Source organism: Methylobacterium sp. 22177, assembly GCF_052045615.1.
Taxonomy (GTDB): Bacteria; Pseudomonadota; Alphaproteobacteria; order Rhizobiales; family Beijerinckiaceae; genus Methylobacterium; species Methylobacterium radiotolerans.
Genome location: NZ_JBQEPK010000008.1, coordinates 22,649 through 46,847, shown reverse-complemented (window position 1 = coordinate 46,847; position 24,199 = coordinate 22,649). Strand labels below are relative to the sequence as shown.

The 24,199-nt window shown below is 67.1% G+C and carries 22 protein-coding genes and 2 pseudogenes; 17 read left to right on the top strand and 7 right to left on the bottom strand.

The features are described 5' to 3' along the window. Window positions 1-3: 3 nt before the first annotated feature. The 5 genes from ACTJK8_RS10440 to ACTJK8_RS10420 all read left to right on the top strand — a co-directional run bounded on the left by ACTJK8_RS10440 (window position 4) and on the right by ACTJK8_RS10420 (window position 5,315). Window positions 4-1,074: a DUF2169 family type VI secretion system accessory protein gene (locus tag ACTJK8_RS10440; RefSeq protein WP_440761889.1), complete on the top strand. Its 1,071-nt coding sequence runs from the start codon at window positions 4-6 to the stop codon at window positions 1,072-1,074. Continuing rightward, on the top strand, window positions 1,071-2,297 hold the full coding sequence (locus tag ACTJK8_RS10435) for a PAAR-like domain-containing protein (RefSeq protein ID WP_440761888.1): 1,227 nt from the start codon (window positions 1,071-1,073) through the stop codon (window positions 2,295-2,297). Before ACTJK8_RS10440 ends, ACTJK8_RS10435 begins: the two co-directional genes overlap by 4 nt. Window positions 2,298-2,299: 2 nt before the next feature. Next, window positions 2,300-2,776, top strand: coding sequence for a competence protein ComJ (gene comJ, locus ACTJK8_RS10430; RefSeq protein ID WP_440761887.1), 477 nt, complete (start codon window positions 2,300-2,302; stop codon window positions 2,774-2,776). A gap of 239 nt (window positions 2,777-3,015) precedes the next feature. Continuing rightward, a protein-coding gene (locus tag ACTJK8_RS10425) for an IS630 family transposase (RefSeq protein ID WP_440761886.1) occupies window positions 3,016-3,977 on the top strand; the annotation gives its coding sequence in 2 pieces (ribosomal slippage) (window positions 3,016-3,367 and window positions 3,367-3,977; 963 coding nt in all). 363 nt (window positions 3,978-4,340) lie between these two features. Beyond that, window positions 4,341-5,315 (top strand): hypothetical protein, encoded by a 975-nt coding sequence (locus tag ACTJK8_RS10420; protein WP_440761885.1) that lies wholly within the window; start codon window positions 4,341-4,343, stop codon window positions 5,313-5,315. Between the two features lie 922 nt (window positions 5,316-6,237). Here the strand turns inward: ACTJK8_RS10420 and ACTJK8_RS10415 are convergent. Further along, window positions 6,238-6,902, bottom strand: a pseudogene (locus ACTJK8_RS10415) (SDR family NAD(P)-dependent oxidoreductase). A 53-nt stretch (window positions 6,903-6,955) separates the two neighbouring features. Between ACTJK8_RS10415 and ACTJK8_RS10410 the strand changes: the two are divergent. Continuing rightward, a pseudogene (locus ACTJK8_RS10410) lies at window positions 6,956-7,617 on the top strand (IS3 family transposase); the annotation flags it as partial. 162 nt (window positions 7,618-7,779) lie between these two features. Here the strand turns inward: ACTJK8_RS10410 and ACTJK8_RS10405 are convergent. Both ACTJK8_RS10405 and ACTJK8_RS10400 read right to left on the bottom strand, forming a co-directional pair. Then, window positions 7,780-7,938 (bottom strand): hypothetical protein, encoded by a 159-nt coding sequence (locus ACTJK8_RS10405; RefSeq protein ID WP_440761884.1) that lies wholly within the window; start codon window positions 7,936-7,938, stop codon window positions 7,780-7,782. A gap of 1,098 nt (window positions 7,939-9,036) precedes the next feature. Beyond that, the gene (locus tag ACTJK8_RS10400) at window positions 9,037-9,828 is read right to left on the bottom strand and encodes a hypothetical protein (RefSeq protein ID WP_440761883.1); all 792 of its coding nucleotides are present in this window, start codon (window positions 9,826-9,828) and stop codon (window positions 9,037-9,039) included. Between the two features lie 1,236 nt (window positions 9,829-11,064). On the opposite strand from ACTJK8_RS10400, the gene ACTJK8_RS10395 reads away from it, so the two are divergent. Further along, a complete protein-coding gene (locus tag ACTJK8_RS10395; RefSeq protein WP_440761882.1) occupies window positions 11,065-11,853 on the top strand; it encodes a hypothetical protein in 789 nt (262 codons plus the stop codon). Between the two features lie 291 nt (window positions 11,854-12,144). Here ACTJK8_RS10395 and ACTJK8_RS10390 read toward each other — a convergent pair whose 3' ends face one another. Next, the gene (locus ACTJK8_RS10390; protein ID WP_012318167.1) at window positions 12,145-12,390 is read right to left on the bottom strand and encodes a hypothetical protein; all 246 of its coding nucleotides are present in this window, start codon (window positions 12,388-12,390) and stop codon (window positions 12,145-12,147) included. Window positions 12,391-13,021: 631 nt separating this feature from the next. Between ACTJK8_RS10390 and ACTJK8_RS10385 the strand changes: the two genes are divergently transcribed. Together ACTJK8_RS10385 and ACTJK8_RS10380 are read left to right on the top strand one after the other, a co-directional pair. After that, window positions 13,022-13,204, top strand: a complete 183-nt coding sequence (locus ACTJK8_RS10385) for a hypothetical protein (protein WP_012318168.1) — start codon at window positions 13,022-13,024, stop codon at window positions 13,202-13,204. A gap of 398 nt (window positions 13,205-13,602) precedes the next feature. After that, window positions 13,603-13,968, top strand: coding sequence for a c-type cytochrome (locus tag ACTJK8_RS10380; protein ID WP_012318169.1), 366 nt, complete (start codon window positions 13,603-13,605; stop codon window positions 13,966-13,968). 258 nt (window positions 13,969-14,226) lie between these two features. Here the strand turns inward: ACTJK8_RS10380 and ACTJK8_RS10375 are convergent, their stop codons facing one another. The 3 genes from ACTJK8_RS10375 to ACTJK8_RS10365 all read right to left on the bottom strand — a co-directional run bounded on the left by ACTJK8_RS10375 (window position 14,227) and on the right by ACTJK8_RS10365 (window position 15,208). Next, window positions 14,227-14,580 carry a hypothetical protein gene (locus ACTJK8_RS10375; RefSeq protein WP_234741492.1) on the bottom strand — a complete coding sequence of 118 codons (354 nt, stop codon included), beginning with the start codon at window positions 14,578-14,580 and terminating at the stop codon, window positions 14,227-14,229. A gap of 137 nt (window positions 14,581-14,717) precedes the next feature. Next, window positions 14,718-14,852 carry a hypothetical protein gene (locus ACTJK8_RS10370; protein WP_020096204.1) on the bottom strand — a complete coding sequence of 45 codons (135 nt, stop codon included), beginning with the start codon at window positions 14,850-14,852 and terminating at the stop codon, window positions 14,718-14,720. Window positions 14,853-14,926: 74 nt separating this feature from the next. Then, window positions 14,927-15,208, bottom strand: coding sequence for a hypothetical protein (locus ACTJK8_RS10365; protein WP_012318172.1), 282 nt, complete (start codon window positions 15,206-15,208; stop codon window positions 14,927-14,929). 208 nt (window positions 15,209-15,416) lie between these two features. On the opposite strand from ACTJK8_RS10365, the gene ACTJK8_RS10360 reads away from it, so the two are divergent. The 8 genes from ACTJK8_RS10360 (at window position 15,417) to ACTJK8_RS10325 (ending at window position 24,182) form a co-directional block, all read left to right on the top strand. Next, window positions 15,417-16,688 carry a nucleotide sugar dehydrogenase gene (locus tag ACTJK8_RS10360; RefSeq protein WP_041372273.1) on the top strand — a complete coding sequence of 424 codons (1,272 nt, stop codon included), beginning with the start codon at window positions 15,417-15,419 and terminating at the stop codon, window positions 16,686-16,688. A gap of 127 nt (window positions 16,689-16,815) precedes the next feature. Then, complete coding sequence (locus tag ACTJK8_RS10355) at window positions 16,816-17,433, top strand: CoA-binding protein (RefSeq protein ID WP_440761881.1); 618 nt, start codon at window positions 16,816-16,818, stop codon at window positions 17,431-17,433. Between the two features lie 210 nt (window positions 17,434-17,643). Beyond that, the gene (gene rplM, locus ACTJK8_RS10350; RefSeq protein ID WP_012318175.1) at window positions 17,644-18,105 is read left to right on the top strand and encodes a 50S ribosomal protein L13; all 462 of its coding nucleotides are present in this window, start codon (window positions 17,644-17,646) and stop codon (window positions 18,103-18,105) included. Between the two features lie 2 nt (window positions 18,106-18,107). After that, complete coding sequence (rpsI, locus tag ACTJK8_RS10345) at window positions 18,108-18,593, top strand: 30S ribosomal protein S9 (protein WP_012318176.1); 486 nt, start codon at window positions 18,108-18,110, stop codon at window positions 18,591-18,593. Window positions 18,594-18,764: 171 nt separating this feature from the next. Beyond that, window positions 18,765-19,715 carry an N-acetyl-gamma-glutamyl-phosphate reductase gene (argC, locus tag ACTJK8_RS10340; protein WP_012318177.1) on the top strand — a complete coding sequence of 317 codons (951 nt, stop codon included), beginning with the start codon at window positions 18,765-18,767 and terminating at the stop codon, window positions 19,713-19,715. 118 nt (window positions 19,716-19,833) lie between these two features. After that, window positions 19,834-21,177, top strand: coding sequence for a coagulation factor 5 8 type domain-containing protein (locus ACTJK8_RS10335; RefSeq protein WP_440761880.1), 1,344 nt, complete (start codon window positions 19,834-19,836; stop codon window positions 21,175-21,177). 79 nt (window positions 21,178-21,256) lie between these two features. Then, window positions 21,257-22,501: a hypothetical protein gene (locus tag ACTJK8_RS10330; protein ID WP_043073355.1), complete on the top strand. Its 1,245-nt coding sequence runs from the start codon at window positions 21,257-21,259 to the stop codon at window positions 22,499-22,501. Window positions 22,502-22,523: 22 nt separating this feature from the next. Further along, window positions 22,524-24,182, top strand: coding sequence for a GDSL-type esterase/lipase family protein (locus ACTJK8_RS10325; protein ID WP_440761879.1), 1,659 nt, complete (start codon window positions 22,524-22,526; stop codon window positions 24,180-24,182). Window positions 24,183-24,199: the final 17 nt, after the last annotated feature.

The window sequence follows — 24,199 nt, the reverse complement described above, 5'->3', positions numbered from 1 at the left end:
GCGATGCTGCTGCGCAACGACACGCCGCTGGCGGCGATCGGCTTCGACGACCTGCACCGGGACGGGGCGGTCATGGCGGTGGTCGCGGTGCGGGCGAGCTACGCGCTGACCGAGTCGGGGGCGCTGCGCCTGTCCGAGCGGCAGGCGATCGCGCTGAGCGACGTCTACGCGGGCGACCCGCACCGCACGCCGCTGCTGCGGGCGAACGACCTCGTCGGCTACCGGCCGTACGCGGACGTGACCGTGCTGGGCAGCGCCCACGCGCCGGGCGGCAGGCCGGCGGCCTCCTGGGAGGTGTCGCTCGGCCTGGGGAACGCCCGCACGGATCTGCGCGTGCACGGGCCGCGGCTCTGGGAGCTGGACGGGTCGTCGTGGCGGCTCGGCCCGGCCGAGCCGGCCGCGCGGGTGCCGCTGGATTACCGCTTGGCGGCCGGCGGCCGGTTCGTCGGCGATCCGGAGGGCGGGGGCAGCCCGTACAACCCGATCGGCCCGGGACTGCTGCACCGGGACTGGAGCCCGGCGGGCCGGGCGCTGCGGGCACCGCAGATCGAGGCGGTGGACGCGCCGGTGACCGACGCGTTCGCGGTGCCGGAACCGGCAGGCTTCGGCCCGGTGCCGCCGTTCTGGGCGTGGCGGGAGCGGCGCTGCGGCACCCGGGACGAGGCGTGGGCGCGCGGGCGCTGCCCGCAGATGCCGGCGGACTTCGACTACCGCTTCTTCCAGGTGGCGCCGCCGCGGCTCGTGGTCCGCCGCCTCGCCGCTGGCACGCGCGTGAGCCTGGACGGGCTGCTGCCGACCGGGCCGCTCGGCTTCCAGCTGCCGGCGTTCGTGCCGGTGGTGCGGCACAGCTGGAACGACGGCCGGGAGGCGCGCGCGGCGCTGACGCTGGACGGGCTGCACCTCGATCTGCGGGCGGAGGCGCCGCCCTGGTCGGTGGACCTGACCTGGCGGGGCTGGATCGCGCGGTGCCCGGCGTATCTGGGCGCGGGACTGGAGGCGGTGCCGGCCGGGCAGGCGGCGGGCCTGCCGATCTCGGGCGAGCACGGGCTGCGGGATGGGGGAGAGGCCGTATGAGCCTGCCGCGGGAGGGCGCACGCACCACGCGCGACGGGATCGTGGTGTCGACCGCGATGGATTGGTGCCGCTCGCCTCAGGCGATCGTGCCGTACCGGATCCATACTCAGGGACAGATCGAGGGCGCCTGCACGGTCGCGAGCGTCCGGCAGAACGACGAACCCTCATACGTGAGCAGTTCGCTGATCAAGGCTTGCTATGGTGACGAAGCGGGGACTGGCGGCGGGGTTCTATCGGGCACACACGGTGGGACGTGTGAGCCAAAGACATACTCCTCGACGGCAAGGATCGAAGACAAGGGCGTGGTGAGCCACAGTGACGAACTGTGGATGAATAACAGAAATACTTTCGGAAAGCTCACTCACCTAAGGGACATCAACAGCTATCCGGCGCTGAGGCGAGTGAAGGTCGCACCAACGCTAAGGCTTGCGCAAGCGGGTGCTGGCACGATGACCGATGCTGTTCCCATCGGCGGCGAGGCGATTTCCATACCGAAGCCCGGCCTTGCAGCAGGCGCGGTAGTCGGGGGAATAGCTCTGCACGAACTCGACGTTCTTCGCGAAGACAGGGCTATCCAGAATGCTGCTCAGCAACTCGATCTAAATCTACAGAACACAAATGATGTCCTTGCCGCGCGCGCATACGTGTGGGCAAAGAATATGGCTCCGATGAGCTATTGGGATGTTCCATGGTCTGGCCCACGCAACGAGAGTGTGGCGCGGTCAGTTGCCAAGATGGAACGCACGCATCCCGGAACTGTAGGAGCGGCTGGACAAGGCGATCCAGATGCGAAGAAAAGGCTGGAGGCTGCGATTGCTGCCGGCTTGGCGACAGCAGGCGCATTGCAGACCATTCGAATCACACGCAGCTCAAAAAGAAATAATTGCAGAAGAACCGTTGTAATCTCGCGATCACGTTCACCGCTGGCGGCCAAGCATATTGAGGTTGCTCAAGCTTCGGGACAGCCTAGAGAGTTGACGCTTGATAGGCCGGGCACGAACCAGAGGCGAGCGGCAAATATGAGAAGATCAGGCTTGCCGCCCATCTCATTATATGATCGGGACGAGTATCCGCCTGCGACATTTGTCGAGAGCACCAACGCGAGTGTCAAGTATGTTCCGTTATCGGACAATCGAAGCGCTGGGCAGCAGCTTAAAGCACAAATGAATACACCAACTCGTGCCGATGAGGGCTGTAAGGTAACGATAACCACGGGGCCGTAAATATGCTGATCACAGAATTTAATGTAACTGTAACACATGCACAAGTTGTCGTCTTTGAACGTCCTCCGAAGGCATATGAATGGACTGACGACCACGTAGCTCAGGGATTTTTATTTTCCCCCGGTGACGTGTCTTTCGGAGTCCCAGATCACGACGGTGTATGCCGGATACAGATCTACAGCAACGAAAAATTTGTACTCGACGATCTATGCCTATGGGCCGTGCAGATCCCATTTGAGGTCCGCGGAGATTTTATAGACGTCGGGACGGTTTCCGAAACACGCAAGGTCCACATCGATAGAGATAACTACAATCTGACGTTTTCCGCCTATGACGGGCTCGGTATAGACGGTGACTGTACTTTCTTTTTGAAGTTATTTTTTTCAAATGACACCAACCCATCTTTTGCGATCATAAAGAATGGTATCGGCGTTACAACCGATCGCGTTCTTCGTGTAGATGCTGATGAAATGAGTTAGCAATTACTAACAGTTGAACGAGGAATTCATCAACGATTTTTGCCAATAATTGGCTCCGTCAATATGTTCCATGTTAGAGACAGCTGTCGAATCGCTCCGGCGTCATGAGCCAATCTTACGATGGCCGCTGGCCTTTTGGCGCGTGGAAGGCCAGCGGCCAAGGGATCATCTTAGAGCTGCGCCCGAGCGTGTTGGGACGGCTCGGGCTCTGAGACGTTGAGGGGTGAAGGAGCATGCCGATGCCTTCACCGTTGTCCGTCGATCTACGCCAGCGTGTCGTCTCCGCCATTTCGGAGGGGGCCTCCTGTCATCAGGCGGCAACCCGGTTCGGTGTCAGCGTGTCCAGTGCCAGTCGCTGGTCGGAACAGTTCCGCCAGGATGGGCAGCTCACGCCCAAGCCGTCGGGTGGCGATCATGCCTCGCACCAGATCGAGGCGCAGGCCGAACTGATCCTGACGACCTACGAGGCGCAGTCGGCGATCTTCCTGCACGAGTTGCGCGACGCCTTGGCCGAGCGCGGCGTGCAGACCAGCACGAGCAGCTTGTCCCGCTTCTTCGCCCGGCACGGCATCACCCGTAAAAAGGGGCGATCCACGCTGCCGAGCAGGCGCGCGAGGACGTAAGGGCCGCTCGCGAGGCTTGGTTCGAGAACCAGGACGCCCTCGATCCCGACAGGCTGGTCTTCCTCGACGAGACGGCTGCGGCCACCAACATGGCGCGCCGCTACGGTCGAGCCCCGCGCGGTGAGCGCTGTCGCCTCGCCGTCCCGCACGGACACTACAAGACCACCACCATCACCGCCGCCCTGCGCAGCGATGGGCTGTGTGCCACCACCCTGTTCGACGGCGCCACCAACGGCGCACGCTTCCGGACCTACGTCACCGACACGCTCGTGCCCGTGCTCAGGCCCGGCGATACCGTCATCCTCGACAACCTGCAGGCCCACAAGGTGACGGGTGTGCGCGAGGCCATCGAGGCTGCCGGTGCGAGTTTGCTCTACCTTCGGCCCTACAGCCCGGATTTTAATCCAATCGAGCAGATCTTCGCCAAGTTGAAGGGCCTGCTCCGAATCGCGGCGGCCCGCACTGTCCCAGACCTATGGCACACCATCCGGCAGGCCTTCGCTCGCTTCACAGCCGACGAATGCCGCAACTGCATCGCTGCCGCCGGTTACGATACCGACTTGGCCGTTGCTACCTGAGCGGGCACGGCTCTAGCCGATCGCGTCGAGCGTGCCAGTGAATGCGTCCTGTAAAAATTAGCCCGCGTTCCTCAAGCGGCGGCAATACCGACGGCGATATCGTGCTGAGCCGCGGCCGTTCAGCCGTGCCCCCCCAGGGTGGTTCTGCCCAGAGCCAAAATCCCGAGGATGATCGTAGCTGGTTGCGGAAGGGTTGGGACGCGGTCGGCGAGTGGGTGGCCGAGCATGCGAGGACGATCGGCCCGATTAGGCCGCCGGCGGCGTCGCGGAGGGACTGGGTTCAGCTGGCTTGATCTTGGGCGGAGCGGCTGCGGAGGGAACGGTCGCCGGTATACCGGTCGGAGTCGCCATGTAGGTCACGGGTTGGGCCGGCCTGGTGAACGCGGCCGACAACGTTTCCAGCGGCGCTGGTACCATTACGGGCCCGGCGGGCTGGTCATCGCCGAGGAGGATGCCGACGGCAATCGCAGCGAGCAGATCTGGATCGCGGCCGGCGAGAAGCCGGCCGAGGTCGACGCCGAGGGCGGCCGCACCGCATACCGCTCCGACGCCTACGGCCGGGTGGCTTCGGTGACCGACCCGGAGGGGCGGGAGACCCGCACCGACCACGACGCGGATGGCAACCTGCAGCACGTGCTCGACCCGCTCGGGCGGTCGTGGGTCTACGGCACCGACGAACGCGGCAACCTCGTCTCGGTGACCGACCCGCTGTGCCACCGCACCGACATCACCCTGGACGCCGCCGAGCGGCCGGTGGCGCTGATGCGCCACGACGGGCTGATCGAGCGGCGGGCCTACGACGCGCACGGGCGGCTGTCGGGGATCCGCGACTTCCGGGGCGGGCTGACCCGGTTCGCCCGGGACGCCTTCGGGCGGGTGGTGGCGGTGGAGGATCCGCTGGGCGGGGTGACGCGCTTCGCCTACGAGGCGGGCACGGCCGGGTTCTGGCAGCCGAGCCGCGCAACGCGGCCGGACGGGGTGGTCAGCCGCCTGACCCGGGACCGGTCCGGGACGCGGGTGGAGCGGGTCGACGGCGAGGGGCGCCGGACGGTCGAGCGCACCGGCGCCTACGGACTGCTCGCCGAGATCGAGGACCCGAAGGGCGGGCGCCTGCGCTTCAGCCATGACGGGCTGGGCCGGCTGGAGCGGGTGGAGAACCAGCTCGGGCGCCTGGACGTTCGAGCGCGACGCGGCCGGGCGGGTGGTGGCCGAGACCGACGTCGACGGCCTGCGCACGCGCTACGCGTACGACCGGGCCGGGCGGCTGACCGAGAAGCTCGCGGCGGACGGCACGCGCACGCTCTACGCGCACGACGCCTCGGGGCTGCTGACGGGTGAGACCGTGACGGTGCCAGGGGCGGCCGAGCCGCAGGTGACGACTTTCGCCTATGACGGGGCCGGGCAGCTGGTTGCGGCGCGCGGGGGCGGGTCGGAGGTACTGCTGGAATGGGACACTCTCGGCCGGGTGGTGGCCGAGACGGTGGACGGGCGTCGGGTCGAGAGCCGGTACGATTGCTGCGGCAACCGCGTGGAGCGGGTGGGGCTCGGCGGCCGGGTGGAGAGCCGGTACGACCCGCCGGGGGCGCTGACGGGGCTGGAGATCGCCGGGCACGGCGCGCTGACGCTGGATCACGACGCGGCGGGCCGGGAGCTGCGCCGGGCGAGCGCAGCGGGATTCGTGCAGCCCCTGCTCGGCGGTCAGGGCGTCGTTGAGGATGCGCTGCCGCTCGCGCGAGCCGGTCTCCATCTCGGCGGGCTGGAGGCCGGCCTCGGATCGGGTGAGCGCGACGCGCTTCTCGGCGAGCGCCGCCTCGCCCTGGGCGAGCCGGGTCTGGAGCGCCGTGCGCGCCGGGAGATCGGTGGTCGCGTCGAGCTGCCGGATATTGTCGGCCTGCGGCCTGCAACCGGTCCATGTTGCCGGCGGCCGCGATGGTGTTGTCGTCTGGACGCCTTCCAGCCGACGCAATCGCCGTGACCGTGCTGTGCGATACAGGCTTGAAATACTGAGGCCCACATCCCGCGCCTATCACGCCGATCCGAGGCTGCCGGACGGAGACGAATGTCCGCTTCCGGGAAGCGCCCGCGGTGGTGCGGGCGACTGACATAGGTCGTTATCGGGCAGGCCGCTCCGGGTGATTTATCGTCAGTCCGCTCTCAGGCGGCGAGGCGTCAGAGCGGACAACACCTTCTTGCCCGCTTCAATGGTGTCGAGACCCTCGCATCGCCATGTGTAAGCGTCTTTGCTGAAGGCCTGCGGTGCTCACCAAGGCAATGCGCCCTGGTCGTTCGCGAAGCTGCCGGTCGGGCTGTCCTCGCCGAGCAGCGCGTACTGGATCGCGACCACTGCCGCCTGATCGGGCGTGCGGGTGCTGGCGTAGTTCGTCGCTTCTGTGGCCGTGTAGCCGGGGCAGATCGAGTTGACCTTGATCCCCTTGTCCCGAAGCTGCACCGCGTAGCTCAAGGTCAGGGAGTTTAGGGCGGCCTTCGACGCCTGATAGATCGGCATCGCGAAACCGGCGAATGCCCAGTTCGGGTCTGACCGCAGACCGAACGACGCCAACTCGGACGAGACGTTGACGATGCGGCCGCGCCCCGACGCTTGAGCAGGGGCACCATCGCGCCGGTTAGCAGGAGCGGCCGGAGGACGTTGACCGACATGGTCCGCCGCAGGCTGTCCGCGGCGGTGAGCATCGGGTCGTGATCCACGCCGATGCCGGCATTGTTCACCAAGGCGTCGAGATGGCCGTAGCCCTGCTGGATCATCTCGGCGAGACGCGTCACGCTTGCCGCCGAGGTGGTGTCCAGCTCGACCGGGCGAACCGGCAGCCCCTCCGCCCGCAGGGCGTTGCAGGCGGCCTCGCCCTTGCCGAGGTCGCGGCATCCGAGCAGCACCTGCGTGCCCGGACGGGCGAGGCCCGTGGCGATGGCGGGCCCGATGCCGCGGTTGGCGCCGCTGACCAGGGCGAGGATGGGTTTCGTACCGACGCCTGCTCATCCTGTTGCGGCGGGAGGGTCTCACGCTGAACACAAGAAGCTGTTCCGCCTCTATCGGGAGGAGCGGCTGTCGGTGCGCAGGCGGGGTGGGCGCAAACGAGCCCTCGGCACGCGGGCACCGGTCGCCGTGCCGCAAGAGCCGAACCAGCGCAGGAGCCTCGACTTCGTCTCCGACACGCTCGTTGATGGGCGCCGCTTCCGCATCGTCGTCGTGGTCGACGACTGCACGCGGGAGTGCCTGGCGCTGGCGGTCGACACGTCGCTATCCGGCCAGCGCGCCGCACGCGAAGTCGACCGGATCATCGCGGGCCGGGTCAAGCCGCTGATGATCGTCTCGGACAGCGGCACCGCGTTGACCTCGCATGCCATCCTGCGCTGGCAGAAGGAGCGTGCAGTCGAGTGGCACTACATCGCGCCCGGCAAGCCGCAGCAGAGCGGCTTCGTTGAAAGCTTGAACGGACGCTTGCGCGACGCGTGCCTCAACGAGCATCTCTTCCGGAGCCTGCCGGCGGCCCGGACCATCCTTGAAGCGTGGCGGGTCGATTACGACACCTGCCGCCCCCATACGAGCCTCGGCGGGCTCACCCCGAACGCGTTTGCAACCAGGTCCAAACAGGACCAGAACCGGAGCGGACTCTGGTTATGAACGGGGGCGAACAGGGGGCAAGGTCAAACCGGACCGCCCCGGAGGATCCGCCCGCGCCGCCCGGCTGATCGGAACCGCCGGCCCTGTCGCGGGTCTAACCATGGTCCGTGACGACCACCTCAAACCGCCCGGCCCCAGCCGCGGCGGCTCTCTCGTGCCCGCTCACCAGTCCCGGCACGCGGCCGTCGTATCGGTCAGCGCTTGCCGGATGACCTTGGCAGCCTCGGCCCCGCCCGCTGGCGACAGCCGTTTCATAACCGCACGGCGACTTCTGTCCTCGCAGATCGGGATCTTTGCGACGATCCTGTCGGCGGCATCCATAACCCTAAGATCCTCTGTCTCCGTGATAATCCGGAGAGGAAGGGTCAGGCCGAAAGGAGGCATGCAACACTCTACGGCTGCCGTCTAATCAATCTAGACGATTGCCACCTGAAGTGAGTCGTCGCGTCGAGTCTTGCCCGGGACTGCGTCTGAACGGATGTCGCCTTTCGGTATCATTCGGCAACGATAGGTCCGCAACCGTACTGATTGGGCGGCGACCCGTTATCCGATGCCTCGAGCCCGCCGGCTGCCGCCGTGGGGGCTTCTTTTTGCCCTCAGCCTCGCTGCCAAGCTTCGCAGGGGCGCCTGGCTCGCTCGCGTCAATCTCGGCCAGATGCTCCCACCCCGCCTCGGTGATCAACAACGCCGCGCCTTCGCTCGGCGCATTTCAGTGCCTGAAATCCCAGCTCGGGATGGCTCGCCTGCCGGCATCCGCACCGCTCGGAACCGCCGGCGGCCATCCTGATGCCGAGCCGAGTTGCGTATCGGCTCGGCTCACTTGCTGGTGAGATCAGGCGCTCCCCCGCCCCGTGAGCAGATCGGGGCGGGGCCGAGCGGATCCTGTTCGACCGGTTCTCCGACTACTGGACGATGCCCGGGCAGACCTGCGGCCGGCCGGTCTGGGAGTTCGCGGCCAAGAGGCGCAGCTGACCCGGGGTGTGATGTTCGAGGATGTCGGGGCAAATCCGATATGAGCCGGCGCAGGATGTTGCGTCAGCCAAGCCGTCGAGGCTTCAGGCCTTCTCGGGCGCAGGATGTTGGTATGTCCACTCGCACACCGAGCCAGTCGCGCACTTCGAGATCCGATCCGCCGGTCGCCACCTGTGGACCTGCGTGCTGCTCGATGCGGAGCATCTGACGGTGATGGGATCCGACCGGACCTTCGTGTCCGAGGCGCGAGCGTCGGCCGCGGCCTTAGCCTTCTCGAAGTTGGTGAACCCGAGCCGGGAAGACGCTGGCAGCCCCGCCGAAGGATGGACTGGTCTAAGCCCTGGCCGCCGATTCGCTGCGACGCCACCTGCTGGACTGCTCGAGCCATGTGAGCACCGTGCCGTCCTCGCTGCCGCAGATAGTGGAACAGCGCAAACGGATAGCTCTCTAGATCGCCGTATGTCGCTTTTGGATAATTGCCACTTTCACGGTGTTGCGCGCAGACAAAGCGTTTCCTGCCAAGGATCGAAGAAAATCGATCCCCCGCAGAGCCGATTGCTTCATATGTCGCGCAGAGAACATCGCGGGATGTGTATCTCGATCGTAGTACTCCGCACTGATTGAGTTCAATCGGTTATATATACCACCCATCTCGTTCAGCTTCGCTGCTTCGACGAGCATCACATTCTCGATCTCGTTTCTGAGGCCAGACCAATGGCTTTCCGGTATGGTTCCGGTGTCGTTGAACGAGCCTGTTCTGATGAAGCCAGAGAGGAGATCGCGTGTCTTCGGCACTCTGGGAAGTTCGGCCTCGTACTCGGTAGGCTGCCAATCCAGATCCTCTATGATATAGATCCCTCCGCTCTTCAAAATTTTGAACAACTCAAGGAATGTAATCTGCTGATGATACGATGCGTGCGATCCGTCATCGATTATAATATCGCACTGAGGAGCACCTGAAACGACTCTTCTCAGATCTACGATATTCCCGCAATCGGCTCTGAAAAATGTGAAATGGTCATTCTGATAGGCTGAAAAATCGGAAATATCGACGCCGAACACGTGGGAACGAGGGAAAAACTCCCGCCACATTCTAACTGAAGGAACGTCCTGAACCTTTCGGCTCGCACTGCCTCCCAGTTCCGGGCCGCCCATATTGAGGCCGATCTCCATCAGGTTAATGGCTTTGCCGCGCAACTGTCCGAAGAGTACATCGTACAGGCATGTGTAAGCATGCATGTTCCCCTTCGTCGTAGCCTTATCGGTCCCATAGCTGTTCCCGATCGCAGTCATAGACATGCTTGAGCGCCTCCGATATCGATGGATCAAGTTCCTGCGCGTCAGATTGTAACGATATGCATATTTTAACACCTTTGTGAAGCGCGATTACTTTATATACTCCGGCCGACAGCCGAATATGGTAGCATCGCCGCAGTTCCCGCTCGTCAGCCTCCGCGGTCCGCGTATCATTGAGGCTTCACCAGATGTGCCATAGGAACTCGGACCGCCGGATGAACAGCGAATCCAGGTCGTGATCTTGCTCGGCGGTCTTGAGCTAGTACCGCACGGGGACGACGCCCTTTCTGCTGCCTGTCCGACATAGCAACAGTCCCGATACATCGACCTCACCGCGTTGACGCGATATGCCTGCGCCACCTGCCCAGTACCCATCCGGCGGCGGAATTATCCGATTCGTCTCACCTCTCTGAAGCTTATCCAACCCGCTCTACCGAGATCTTGCGCGCCGCTGCAGGAGATGAATGTCGTCGGCGTTCGGCATATCGGTGACGACGCGCTCGAAGATTTCACGGCAACGGCGTCGTCGAGGCCTAAGCGCCGCGCGTAGCTGTGGAGCCGGCGCATCAGGCGCCGGGCCACCTTACGGGGAGAGGACAACAGGGACGCTGCCCCGCCCTCGGCGTGCGGACACTCTGTGACGCGGCGCGGGTGCCGCCGGGCTGAGCGCCTCAGCTGGGCTTGAATTGGATGGAGCCGCCCCATTCGGCGCGCAGCGTGAGTCGAAGTATTCGATCGCCGCAATCACGGAGCTGAATTCGTAGAACGCATTTTCACGAATATCAAAGAAAACATCGATCCTTCCTGCCTTCAAATTCATCGCCCCTTTATCGCAGCTTGGGATTATCCGACTTCACTCGGGTTCCGAAATAGTTGCATTGAAAAACTTCAATATATTTCTAAGGCTAATTACTTCCAATGAATATTGCTATTTATGACTTTTGTGCCAGATACAATGCTTGACTTCACATCGATTACATGCCCTTATGTGCGGAACGTTGTTGTTAATTGGGTTAATGCGAGCAAACGACATGATCGGTCGTTAGGTTTTTATAGTAATGGCTTATAGATTTGAGATGGAGGCGAAAGTTGATCACATTCGCGACTTTCTGGCATGGATCACCACTATCTGCGTTCGAGCAGGCCTGCCTCTGTTCAGTTGTCCGCCGAGGATACTCTGTGACCGTTTATTCATACCACAACTTGGGGACATTGCCGGGTGAACTGAAAACTGGAGACGCTTCCGAAATCGCTCCTCAGGACATGGTGCAGCGATTCATCTACGATGGCAGGCCAAATCTGAGTCACTTTTCAGATTTTTTCCGGTATAATTTGTTCGATCGAACGTCTCATATCTGGATTGACGCCGATATGCTGATGCTGCGGCCGTTGGATTTCGAAGTTGCGACAGAAATCATCGCGATGGAAAGTCCTACCAGCATATGCGGTGCGATAATGCGCCTGAACCCTGGCGAAAAATTAGATCTGATTTTGAATAAAGTAGATAAGGCGAAAGATCGAGATCTTATATGGGGAGAAACGGGACCGAGACTCCTTACTGAGATATTCGGTGAACAATCAATTCGAAGAGTGGCGCACCCACCGAATGACTTTTTCCCGATCAGTCATAACGACTTTTGGCGCGTCTTCCTCCCTTCGGAGCGCGATTGGTGTGAGTCGAGATGTAAAGAGAGTTTCTCTGTGCATCTCTGGAATAACATCGTAGATCGTTTGGGGATCTGGAAGCGTATCGCACCGCCAGCCGGTTCATGGCTTGCAGCCCGCTATGAGGCGGACGGGACTGCCGGTATGTTCGATGCCTCATACCCGCCCGAAGTTATGCGACGGATGATAGACAACTGGATTCTCCGAAAATCCGGAGACGATCTGGGTATAAAATCGGTTGCTCGTCAGTTCGTGCCCAGTTTGCGTCGATCGGCAAGGAGTTATATTGACAGATTAAGATAGTTATGCGTGGACTAACAATTATAGCTTACAGCGCTCGAAGCTGTCCGGCTGCCGCATCGTGAACTGGATCGCGGCACGTTGATGCGCAAGTTTGGAATCGTCGCTCCCCGCTTCCTCGATCGGCTCGACCACCTGGAGTGCCGGTGTACGAGGGCGATCAGCGCCGAGACGTACAGGCCCAGCCCAGCCCAGCCCAGCCCAGCCGTTGAGCCTGCATGCCTCCAGACCGTGAGCCGGTCTGGTCGCCGGGGTCGCGGCCATCCGTCCGAGAGCGGTCGGGGTCATCCGCGCTCATCCCTTCACCGGGTGCGCCAGCAGGATCTCGGTCCGGACCATGTTGCGTTTCCAGGCGGCCTCGTCCCCGGTGAGCGCTTCGGACGCGCGCGTGTTCGCGCGGAGCGTCTCGACGAGGTTGAGGGCCCAGCCCTTCGCGAGCGGGTAAACCTCGGTTGCAAGATCGGCCAGTCCCGCCTCGACCGCGGCGTCAATCTTCTGGTCGGTGTCCGCGGCGGCCTCGCGCAGTTCGGAGACGGGCAACTATGCGAGCCAATGTCCCCCTATGAATCCGGAGCGGTGTCCATGACCGAAGTCGTCCTGACACTCGCCATCTCGGCCTTGCCCACCGCACCGTCTCGGGCTCGGTCCGAGAAATTCCCGCCCGCCTGCTCGGAGCGATCCGTCAAAGAGTGGATGAACGGCCGATACGGTGCGGTCCGCGAGCCACCGAAGAAGCCGTGCACGATGTTAGCCGAGACGGGGATCTCTGTCTGCGATCAGGATGGATGCCAGCGGCCCCGGTAGGCCGGCGAAGCCTCCCGCTCGAGCGGGCAGGGGCGAGCATCGGGACCCCGATACAACGTCCATCATCATGTCCAACATGGTGCATGGCATCTGATATCGAATTTTCTCGCAACAGCTTACATGCAAGACCAACTGTATTCGAATCCCGTTCCCTTCGCCAATCTGGGTTGAATAAGCGAACGGATTCTCGGCGCTGACGGCTCCGCTCGATCATCGATCCCACCAGCTGTCGGGATGTGATGGCTTCTAAAGGCGCAGGGCCATCGCGGGTGACGGCCGGCGCATCACATCTGCGCGCGCCGTCCCGGCGGAGACTCGGCGGTAACCATTCGGGCGCATGGCCCTCGGAGCAAGCCGCGGAGCCGTCATGATCAACCAACGACCGACGATACCCCGCCCGCTGACGGCGGCGCCCCGCATCCTGGAGACGACGATCCTCGCCGCGTGGGTCGCGGCGCCGGCGGCGTGGAATGCCGGCGCCGCGATGGCGCGGGCCACCGCGGTGCCGGAGCCCCGCCCGCCGGCGATCCGGCTGCCGCTCGCCGCCTAGCGTCGCGCGCCCGTCCAGGGACTCGGCAGGGCTCGCCGCGGCGGGCCCTTTCTCGTGCGCGCCGTCCTCGGCTCCCCGGGCGAGACGGATTTTCCGGCGCGGGGCGGATTATCGTGCCTCGGCGCACGTCAACATCCCGACATGCCAAACTTGGAAGAGTTCTCAGGTTCGCCGTCCCCGTCCGTGTCCCTCTGCGGGCGCGACGGGCCGTGCGCGGGCGGCGGACCGCCAACGGGCGGCGACCGGACCCGAAGGGCTGCACCGCGGCCGGCACGGTTTTCGAGATGATGTGAGACAGCGCGCAATATAATCTGCGCTCAGGCTCAGATTTTTTCGCTTGCATCGCGCGTTTTTTCTGCCAAAACCGCGAAGCTTATCTTCTGGATTGGGGTTTATACATGCGTATGCTCGCAATCGGCGCAGTTCTCGCCGTCGTCCTGCCTTTCGCCGCGCAGGCCCAGGAGGCCGGTGACGCCGCCGCCGGCGAGAAGGCGTTCGCCCCCTGCAAGGCGTGCCACAACTTCCAGAAGAACGGCGTGGGCCCCGATCTGAAGGGCGTCGTCGGCCGCAAGGCGGGCACCTACGAGGGCTACAACTACTCGGCCGCCCTGAAGAACTCGGGCATCACCTGGGACGAGGCCAACCTGCACGAGTGGCTGAAGAACCCGAAGGCGAAGGTGCCCGGCAACAAGATGATCTTCCAGGGCATCGCGGACGACAAGAAGATCAACGACCTCATCGCCTACCTGAAGACCCAGTCCTAAGTCGGACAGGTCCCGGACCAAGGATACGCGCGGCCTCCCGCCGCGCACCCGCCGCGATAGACCCCGCCCGGCCCAGCCGAGCGGGGACTTTTCCGTTTACCCGAGGGCGATCGACCGAAAAGAGTCTTGATTTTTCTTCGCCGGAGCTTCCCATCCCGCAGAATGGTGTTACTCTAGGCGCAGTCGCTCGGCGTAACGCACCGGGCGTCCTCAACCTTCAGCCCCGCCGGCACCCGCCGCGCGGGGCTTTTTCGTGGCTCAGCGGCCGCTGCCGGAGGAGAGGCTCGACCCGACACTGCCGGAGAGCTGGCTCGGCGTGCCCAGCTGGGTGCCGTTCGGGTTGGTGTCCAGGCTGAGATCGGGGGACACGAGGCCGCCCGGCGCGGGGTTGGTCGACTGGGCCGGCTCGAAGGCCTGCCGGCCGCCGGCCAGCGGGATGATGACCCGCTCCTGCCGGATCGTGGTCTCGCAGAGACCCTGGCAGATCGGCACCGTGAGGTCGGTTTCCTGGCAGATCGCCTTCATCTCGCCCCGGATGCACGTGCAGCGGCAGAGCGCCGAGGCGGGGGCGGGCAGCGCCAGCAGGGCGGCGGCGAGCAGGAACAGGCGCATGGTGATCGACCTCATTGCCCGCGACAGGGCGATCGGGGCTCGGCGGGCCTCATAGCACGACGCGCCCCGGAGCCCGAGCGCGCCGGCGCTCCCGGGGGCCGCGCGTTCGGGCTCCGGGGTGTCGGAGGGCCCGCCGCTCAGCCGGCCGTGACGCGGCGGTAGCTCGCCGCGAAGGCCTCGGCGGCCTCGCGCGTCAGGTCCGTCACCACCAGTCCGGCGGTGTAGACGGTCCACCGTCCGTTCTGGTCTTCCGTGATGCAGATTTCGGCCATCGGGCGCCTCCACTCCACTCCACGCCACACCAAAGCCGAGCGAACCTGACGAGTTCCTGAACCACGCCGGGCGATCAGGCCTCCGGCGCGCCGTCCTCCCGAGCAACGTCCTCCCGGAGGATGCGGACGGGCCGGAAGGCGCGCGCGGACACGGCGGCCTCGACCCAGGCGCGGGCCGCCGCGGCCGCGGGGTGATCGGCGAAGGCGGCGGGGCGCGGCGGCCATTCCGACCCGGACTGGACGACGTAGCCGCGGGTGCCCGCGGCGCAGGGACCGACGTAGCCGAAGACCTTTCCGGTCCCGTCGACGAGGTCGGTGCAGTGGACCGGCCCCTCGGTCCAGCGGAGATCAGGCATCGTCACGCCCCATGGTCTCGCCCCGTAAGCGGTCCGGGGCCGCGCACCGCGCGGGCCGAGGCGAGTCGACGCCGGCGCGGACCGCCCCTATACGCGCCCGGCGGCCGGATCGTCATCGGCGCCCTCCGAGCCCGCAGAGGGATCCGGCGTGGCTGACGGAGCGGCAGACGGCTCAGGGGAAGGCCCGGCGGACCGCTCGGCGGACAGCGTGGCGATCGTCGGCCTGGGCTATGTCGGGCTCCCGCTCGCCCTGGCGTTCGGCCGGGGGCGGGCCACGATCGGCTACGAGCGCGCCGCCGACAAGGTGGCGGCCTACCGGGCCGGGCACGACCCGGCCGGGGAGATCGACGCGGAGGCGTTCCGGGCCGCCGCGCACCTCGCGATCACCGACGACCCGACCGCGCTGGGCGCGGCGGACGTGATCGTCGTCACGGTCCCGACCCCGGTGGACGCGGCCCAGTGCCCCGATTTCGACCTGCTGATCCGGGCCTCGGACCTCGTCGGCCGGCACATGCGGCCGGGCGCGACCGTGGTGTTCGAATCCACGGTCTATCCCGGGGCCACCGAGGAGGTCTGCATCCCGGTCCTGGAGCGCGCCTCGGGCCTGCGCTGGAAGACGGATTTCTTCGTCGGCTACTCGCCCGAGCGGATCAACCCGGGCGACCGGGAGCACAGCCTCGCCCGGGTGGTGAAGATCGTCGCCGGCGACACCCCCGAGACCCTGGAGCGGCTCAAGGCCCTCTACGGGTCGATCATCGAGGCGGGGCTCCACGCCGCCTCGTCCATCCGGGTCGCCGAGGCCGCCAAGGTCATCGAGAACACCCAGCGCGACCTGAACATCGCGCTCATGAACGAGCTGTCGCTGATCTTCGACAAGCTCGACCTCGACACCCAGGAGGTCCTCGCGGCGGCGGGGACCAAGTGGAACTTCCTGCCGTTCCGCCCCGGGCTGGTCGGCGGCCACTGCATCGGCGTCGACCCGTACTACCTGACCCACAAGGCCGCGATGATCGGCTACCACCCGCAGGTGATCCTGGCCGGGCGGCGGATCAACGACAGCATGGCGGCCCACGTCGCCCGCAGCACGGTGAAGCGGATCGTCCGGCGCGGCGGGACCGGGCGGGCGCGGGTCATCGTCCTCGGCCTGACCTTCAAGGAGAACTGCGCCGACCTGCGCAACTCGAAGGTCGCCGACCTCGTGCGGGAGCTGGAGGAATTCGGCTGCGCCGTGTCGGTCCACGATCCCCGCGCCGGCGCGGCGGAGGCCCGGGCCGAGTACGGCATCGCCCTCGTCGACTGGGCCGACCTGCCCACCGAGGCCGACGCGGCCGTGATCGCGGTCCCGCACCGCGACTACGCCCGACTCGGCCCGGAGGCGATCGCCGCCCGGGTGAAGCCCGGCGGCCTGATCGTGGACGTGAAGGCACTCTTCGAGAAGGCGCCGTTCGCGCGGCTGGGCTACGAGGTCTGGCGGCTGTGACGGTGGCTGTGACGGCGGCCGCGCCGGGGCCGCGACAGCGGCGCGACGCGCGGCCAGAAACGCGGCACAGAACGCGGCGAGAAGCGCGACACGACCCGCGATCATCCGGACGACGAGGGAAGACGCCATGGACGAGACCGGCCACGAGAACCGGCCACCCGCGCCCAGCGACGCGGCAGCGCTCGCGGAGCGGCACACCCGCTACCCCGACGCGCAGATCCGCACGATCCTGAACGGCACGCGCACGATCGCGCTGGTGGGCGCCTCGGCAAATCCGGCGCGCCCGAGCTGGATCGTCCTGAAATACCTGCTCGACCGGGGCTACGCCGTGACGCCGGTCAATCCCGGCCTCGCCGGCCAGGACCTGCTCGGGCGCCGGGTGGCCGCCTCCCTCGCCGAAGTCCAGGCCGGGCTGGGCGACCAGCCGCTCGACATGGTCGAGATCTTCCGCAACTCCGCCGCCGCCGGGCCGCTGGTCGACGAGGCGCTGGCGCTGACGCCGCCGCCGAAGATGATCTGGATGCAGCTCGGCGTGCGCGACGACGCGGCCGCCGCCCGGGCCGAGGCGCGCGGACTGACGGTGATCATGAACCGCTGCCCCAAGATCGAGTACGGCCGGCTCTCCGGCGAGATCGGCTGGACCGGCGTGAACTCCCGGATCCTCAGCGCCCGGAAGCCGGTGCTGGCGGCCAGGGGCGTCCAGAAGCTGACCATCGCGGAGCGGGGCCGGCGCTCAGACGGCTAGCGGTACTCTGGTACCTCAACCGCCAACACGCTGAACAAAATAGCTTTTCCGGGATCTTGAACTTCCCTGTTGACCCAGCGTCCGGGGCCGTCTATGCACCCGGCACCGCCGCCGCGTGTGCCCCACGCGGCGGCTCGTTTTTCGGCACCCCGATGTCCGCGGATCCCGACGCGTCGGGGTCCGGTCCGTCGGAACCCCTGGGATTTGGCTATGAAGACCACCTCGCTGAAGCCCGCCGAGGTCGACAAGAAGTGGATCGTGATCGACGCGGAGGGCCTCGTCGTCGGCCGCCTCGCGTCGATCGTGGCGATGCGCCTGCGCGGCAAGCACAAGGCCGCCTACACGCCCCACGTCGATTGCGGCGACAACGTCATCGTCATCAACGCCGAGAAGGTGAAGTTCACCGGGCGTAAGTACAATCAGAAGAGCTATTTCTACCACACCGGCTATCCGGGCGGCATCAAGGAGCGGACTGCCAAGTTCATCCTCGAGGGCCGGTTCCCCGAGCGCGTGGTGGAGAAGGCCGTCGAGCGCATGCTGCCCCGCGGCCCGCTCTTCCGCCAGATCCTCGGCAATCTCCGCGTCTACAAGGGCACCGAGCACCCGCATGAGGCCCAGCAGCCGCAGGCGCTCGACGTCGGCGCCCTCAACCGCAAGAACGTGAGCGCTTGATCATGGCGACCCTGCAGTCCCTCGCCGACCTCAACCGGTCGAACACCGGCGCGGTCGATCCCGCCAACGAGGCCCCCGTCCACGTCCAGAAGCTGGACGCGCAGGGCCGCGCCTACGCCACCGGCAAGCGCAAGGACGCGGTCGCCCGCGTCTGGATCAAGCCCGGCAACGGCACGGTCACGATCAACAAGCGCCCGGTGGAGACCTACTTCGCCCGCCCGGTGCTGCGCATGATCCTGCGCCAGCCGCTGGAGATCGCCGGCCGCGTCGACCAGTACGACATCACCGTCACGGTGGCGGGCGGCGGCCTCTCCGGCCAGGCCGGCGCGGTGCGCCACGGCCTGTCGAAGGCCCTGACCTACTACGAGCCGGAGCTGCGCGCCCCGCTGAAGCGTGAGGGCTTCCTCACCCGCGACGCCCGCGTGGTCGAGCGCAAGAAGTACGGCCGCAAGAAGGCCCGCCGCAGCTTCCAGTTCTCCAAGCGTTAAGACACCCGGTCACACCGGTGTCACGGAGAGGGCGGCTCCTGCGGGGGCCGCCCTTTCGCGTTTTCAGGCCGCGGCACGGCCGTTGACAGGCTGTCGCACCGCGCGCACCTGATCCCCGGCCGCGGTGCCCGACTCGGGCGGCGAGGCACATTCGAGAGAGCGAGACGAGCGATGTCTGGCGCAGGCGCGACGAAGCCCACCGTGTTCATCGACGGCGAGGCCGGCACCACCGGTCTCGGCATCCGCGAGCGCCTGGAGCGCGACGGGCGGGTTGCCCTGCGCAGCATCGCGCCGGAGCACCGCAAGGATCCGGCGGCGAAGCGCGCCCTGCTCGCCGAGGTCGACCTCGTCGTGCTCTGCCTGCCGGACGAGGCCGCCAAGGAGACCGTGGCGCTGGCCGACAGCCTGCCCGGCGGCGGCCCCCGCGTCCTCGACGCCAGCACCGCCCACCGGGTCGCGGAGGGCTGGACCTACGGCTTCCCGGAGCTGACCCGGGAGCAGGGGGCGGCGGTGGCGCGCGCCCGGCGGGTCGCCAATCCCGGCTGCTACCCGACCGGCGGCGTCGCGCTCCTGCGGCCGCTGGTGGAGGGCGGCCTGATCCCGGCCGACCACCCGATCAGCGTCAACGCGGTCAGCGGCTACAGCGGCGGCGGCAAGAGCATGATCGAGGCCTACGAGCAGGGCACGGCGCCGCCGTTCCAGCTCTACGGTCTCGGCTTCGCCCACAAGCACCTGCCGGAGCTGCAGCGCTACAGCGGGCTCACCCGGCGGCCGATCTTCGTGCCGTCGGTGGGCAACTTCCGGCAGGGCATGCTGGTGAGCGTGCCGCTCCACCTCGAGACCCTGCCGGGCCGGCCCAGCGCCTCCGACCTCGAGGCGGCCCTGCGCGACTGGTACGCCGGGCAGCCCCTGGTGCAGGTCGTGCCGGGCGCCGCCACCGGCGCGCACCGCGAGAAGATCGAGCCGGAGGATCTCAATGACACCGACCGGCTGGAGCTGCGCGTGTTCGGCTCGGCCGAGCACGGGCAGGCGGTGCTGGTCGCGCGCCTCGACAATCTCGGCAAGGGCGCCTCCGGGGCGGCCGTGCAGAATCTGGGGCTGATGCTCGGGCTCGACGGCTAGCCCACGGGCGCCGGCGCCCGCCCGCGCACGCCCGGGTGACGGGACCCGGGCGCCCGCCTCGACAGAGTGGGGGTCGGGGCACGGGCCCCGGACCGCTCCCTTCGCACCGCGAGACGCGATGAACGGCGACCTGATCGATGCGGCGTTCGGCCGGCCCTGGCACCGCGCGGACGCCGCGGCCGGCGCGACCGATCACCCGGCCGGCGCACCGGGCTTCCAGGTCGATCTCGGCTTCCGCTGCCCGATCCGCCGCGTCGAGATCGCGGCCACCTCGGCTTCGCCGCCGCGCCTCGCCCTCTCCGACGACGGGCAGGCCTGGCGCGCGGCCGACCTCGACGCGGCCCGGGGCGGGCCCGCGACCCTGGTGCTCGCCACCGGGGAGGGCGCCTGGGCGCGCCACGTCCGCGTCACCCCGGACGGCCCCGCCGGAGGGGCGCCGCCGGAGGCGCGGGTGCTGTGCGACCGGGCGGATTTCGACCTCATCGCCCTGCGGCGCGTGCTCGACGTGCCCTTCGACATGGCCGACGAGCGGCCCGGCGCGAACGTTTACGTCTCCTACCGCCTCGTCGGCGCCGAGCGGCCGCGCTCCCGCGCCCTGGTCGGGCTCGCGCTCTACGAGTGCGGCGCCTTCGGCAACTGCCTGATCCAGCTGCTGCTCGCCATCGGCATCGCCCGCAACCTGAACCTGAAATACATCAAGCTCCCGGCCGCCGACCGGAGCGAGGTGATCGGCCTGACCGGCCCGCTGACCTGCGGCGGCCTTACCTTCATCCCCGGCTCGGAGCCGCTGCCGAAGGGGGGCGCCTTCCTGTCGGGGATGTATTTCGACCTCGGCATCCAGCAGCTCGCCGGCACCCTAGGCCCCGACGAGACACGGGACATCGTGCGGACCTGCATCCGGCCGCTGTTCAACCGTCTGCCGGCGGAGATCCCCGCCAAGCCCGACGACGAGCTGCTGATCCACATCCGCTCGGGGGACATCTTCAGCACCTGGGTGGCGCCGACCTACCCGCAGCCGCCGCTCGCCTTCTACCAGATGGTGATCCGGCGGCTCCTGGCGGAGGGCCGCATCACCCGGATCAAGATGGTGTTCGAGAACCGGCTGAACCCGGTGATCCCGGTGCTGGAAGCCTGGATCGCCGAGATCGGCGTGCCGCTGACGACCCAGAGCGGCACCCTCATCGACGACGTCGCGGCGCTGATGAACGGGCGCTACCTCGTCTTCGGGCTCGGCACGTTCGGGCCGGGGGTCTGCCAGCTCTCCGAGCACATCGAGCAGGTCTTCTACTTCGCCTCCGGCTGGCCGCAGCATTTCAAGAGCATCCCGACCATCGGGCGGGTCGTGGAGGTGCTGGACGTCGCCGGCGGCTACACGAAGGTCGGCGAGTGGGACAACTCGCCCGAGCGCCGCGCGCTGATGCTCGAGTATCCGGCCGAGAAGCTCGCGTTCGACGACGCCTGAGCCCGCCCCCCCGCCGCGGCCGCCTTGCCGAAGCCGGCAAAACCGGTGACAAGCCTCGAGCCACCGCCGGAGGACAGACTTGGCCAGCGCTGACCCATCCCCGGAAGCCCTGCGCGTCAACGCCTTCGACATGCACCGGGCCGAGGTGCTGATGCGGCTGCGGCGCCGGCTCCGGCCGCGCCACACCACCCTGGTCAGCTTCGCCGCCAAGTACCACTACGTCGAGAGCCAGCGCCGGCTGGTGGCCTCGGCCGCCGCCACGGGCGATTTCGACACGATCGAGAGCTGGTCCCCCGACCGGCTGCGCGAGACGCCGTTCTACCGGGAGCACCGGGAGATCCTCGACCGGTCCCGGGGCGCCGGCAACTGGGCCTGGAAGCCCTACGTCATCGCCGAGGCGCTGGAGAAGCGCCGCGACGGCGACTTCGTCGTCTTCAGCGACACCGGCATGCAGGCGGTCGGCGACGACCCGCTGCCGCCGGTGGCGCCGCTGCTCACCTGGCTCGACGGCTCGGAGCGCCGGGTCGCGGTCGGCGTGCTGCACGGCAAGCCGCAGCGGGCCTGGACCAAGCGCGACTGCTTCGTGCTGATGGACTGCGACGCGGCGCGCTACTGGGACGCCGACCAGATCCAGGCCTCCTGGATCGCCTTCATGGTGAGCCCCGCCACCCGCCGGCTCGTGGCCGAGTGGCTGCGCTACGCGGGCGATCCGCGGGTCGTCACCGACATCCCGAACCAGATGGGCCTGCCGGATCTCGAGGGCTTCATCGACCACCGCTTCGACCAGAGCATCCTGTCGAACCTGATCTACAAGCTCGACCTAGAGATCCCGCCCCTGCGCCAGCCGTCCAAGCAGATCCGGACGCTGATCGACGAGCTGGAGATGGACACGCTGGTGGCGACGCGCCCCTCCGAGAACATCGCGCTGGGCAAGACCTGGGCGGCGAGCTCCGCCTCGCCCTGGTCGGGTACCAGCGGCACCTACGGCGAGCGCACCACCGGCGACCCGTCGTTCTTCTTCCACACCGGGCTCGACCGGAACCCCTGGTTCGTCCTCGACCTCGGCGCGGTCGAGCGGGTCTCGGAGATCCGGATCTACAACCGCTGGGGGCAGCTCAGCGAGCGGGCGCAGCTGATGCGGGTCTGGCTGGGCGAGACCGAGGGCGACTACCGCCTCGTCTTCGACGCCGTGGACGCCCACTGCCATCCCGGCCTGCCCCTCCACCTGCGGTTCGACAACGCGCGGTTCCGCTACCTCAAGATCGATCTCGACGAGGAGCAGCACCTGCACCTCGACGGGATCGAGGTCTTCGCGGCGCGCTGACGCCGCCCCGGATCGCGACGGCATGAGCACGCCGATGCAGGACAAGCCGCTGTTCCCGTTCGGGCCGATCCTGTTCTTCGGCGATTCGGTCACGGCGGAGCTGGTGGCCGGGACACCGCCGCTCTTCTCCGGACCCCAGACGGTCGCGCGCGGGATCGCCGGCCAGTCGACCCGGGACATGGGACGCCGGCTCCGCTCCGACATCGCCCTCTACGGAGCCCGCGGCCTGCACCTCATCGGCGGCCGCGACGACATCCTCAGCGGCATGTCCGCGCCGTCGCTGGACAGCATCGTGGCCGACTTCGTCGCCATGCTGCAGGACGCGCGCGACCTCTACGTGCGGACCTGGGTCGGCTCGATCCCGCCGGTGGATCCGGCCGCGCCGGCCGCGGCCGGCTTGCCCATCCCGCTCATCGGGCAGGTCAACGCGTGGCTGCGCGATCACGTGCAGGCGTACGGCGCGCAGTTCATCGATTACGACGCCGTCCTGGCCACCGGGACCGGTGCGCTCAGGCCCGCTCTCAGCGACGACGGCGTCCGGCTGAACGCCGCCGGCTACGCGGCACTCAGGGACGCGATGATGGCGGCTCTGACCGCCCCGGGCGTCGAGCAGATCTGGGCCCCGCCGGAGAGCGAGGACGCGGCGCGGCGGCGCAAGTTCCTGCACCATTTCGGCTACCTCGACTCGAACACGCGCTATCCGAGCCCGTTCATCCAGTTCGCCGGCAAGCCGGGGGCGAGCCATTACGGCGTCCCGTTCGACGCGGACGGCTTCCTGAACGCCGTCCCGATCGTCGCGCGCAAGCCGGAGGGCGAGACCCGGATCCTGGTCGTCGGCGACTCGACCACGATCGACGGCGGCGACATCGCCAACACCCTGCCGGGCCGCCTCGAGCGGATCCTGCGGGCGGGCGGCCTCGACGGCGCGAAGGTCTACAATTTCGGGGTGATGTCGAGCTGCCTAACGCAGATGACCCACCTGATCTGGTCGCGCCTCGTGACCTACAGCCCCGACGCGATCCTCGTGCTCAGCGGCAGCACCGACCTGTTCCAGCCCTGGACCTACGATCCCCGGCCGGGCCACCCCTACAACGCCTTCATCACCCAGCGGCTCTACGACCACTTCTTCGACACGCACGATCCCCGCGCCCGCGAGGACGGCCTGTCCTACGAGGCGCTGATCACGCTGATCTACGAGGAGCTGAAGCGGCTGCGGGCCGAGGTGGGCTGGCAGAGCCCCGGCTGGGAGGACGCGATCGTCCACCATTACGAACTGGCGGCGCACCGGCTGACCAAGCTGTCCCACGACCACGGGGTGCCAATCGTCAGCGTCCTGCAACCGACGATCCTGCGCAAGCGCCACCTCACCGAGGTGGAGCGCGGCGTCGCCTCGGGGGCGTTCCTGGCCTATCTCGACCGTCAGTACGCCAAGCTGGAGGCATTCACCGCGCAGCTCGCGGCGCGGCGCCCGTACCGGCGCACCTTCACGGCCCTCGACCTCAGCGGCATCTTCCGCGACCGGGAGGAGGGGACGTTCTACGACGTCGTCCACTACGACGATCCCGCCCGCGAGATCGTCGCGACCCGCTTGGCCGCCGAGATCCGCGGCGCCCTGGACCGGGCCCGCACCCGCACGCCGCTGGCCCGGGTGCGCCACCTCCTCGGCGGTCGGCGGCGATAGGGCCGGCTCGAAGGGCG

Bases quoted from the DNA above. Each gene is read 5' to 3' on its own strand.
- ACTJK8_RS10440 (WP_440761889.1), top strand. From the start codon at position 4: ATGCTGCTGCGCAACGACACGCCGCTGGCGGCGATCGGCTTCGACGAC.
- ACTJK8_RS10435 (WP_440761888.1), top strand. From the start codon at position 1,071: ATGAGCCTGCCGCGGGAGGGCGCACGCACCACGCGCGACGGGATCGTG.
- comJ (WP_440761887.1), top strand. From the start codon at position 2,300: ATGCTGATCACAGAATTTAATGTAACTGTAACACATGCACAAGTTGTC.
- ACTJK8_RS10405 (WP_440761884.1), bottom strand. From the start codon at position 7,938: ATGGATGCCGCCGACAGGATCGTCGCAAAGATCCCGATCTGCGAGGAC.
- ACTJK8_RS10400 (WP_440761883.1), bottom strand. From the start codon at position 9,828: ATGCATGCTTACACATGCCTGTACGATGTACTCTTCGGACAGTTGCGC.
- ACTJK8_RS10385 (WP_012318168.1), top strand. From the start codon at position 13,022: ATGATCAACCAACGACCGACGATACCCCGCCCGCTGACGGCGGCGCCC.
- ACTJK8_RS10380 (WP_012318169.1), top strand. From the start codon at position 13,603: ATGCGTATGCTCGCAATCGGCGCAGTTCTCGCCGTCGTCCTGCCTTTC.
- ACTJK8_RS10375 (WP_234741492.1), bottom strand. From the start codon at position 14,580: ATGCGCCTGTTCCTGCTCGCCGCCGCCCTGCTGGCGCTGCCCGCCCCC.
- ACTJK8_RS10370 (WP_020096204.1), bottom strand. From the start codon at position 14,852: ATGGCCGAAATCTGCATCACGGAAGACCAGAACGGACGGTGGACCGTC.
- ACTJK8_RS10365 (WP_012318172.1), bottom strand. From the start codon at position 15,208: ATGCCTGATCTCCGCTGGACCGAGGGGCCGGTCCACTGCACCGACCTC.
- ACTJK8_RS10355 (WP_440761881.1), top strand. From the start codon at position 16,816: ATGGACGAGACCGGCCACGAGAACCGGCCACCCGCGCCCAGCGACGCG.
- rplM (WP_012318175.1), top strand. From the start codon at position 17,644: ATGAAGACCACCTCGCTGAAGCCCGCCGAGGTCGACAAGAAGTGGATC.
- rpsI (WP_012318176.1), top strand. From the start codon at position 18,108: ATGGCGACCCTGCAGTCCCTCGCCGACCTCAACCGGTCGAACACCGGC.
- argC (WP_012318177.1), top strand. From the start codon at position 18,765: ATGTCTGGCGCAGGCGCGACGAAGCCCACCGTGTTCATCGACGGCGAG.
- ACTJK8_RS10335 (WP_440761880.1), top strand. From the start codon at position 19,834: ATGAACGGCGACCTGATCGATGCGGCGTTCGGCCGGCCCTGGCACCGC.
- ACTJK8_RS10325 (WP_440761879.1), top strand. From the start codon at position 22,524: ATGAGCACGCCGATGCAGGACAAGCCGCTGTTCCCGTTCGGGCCGATC.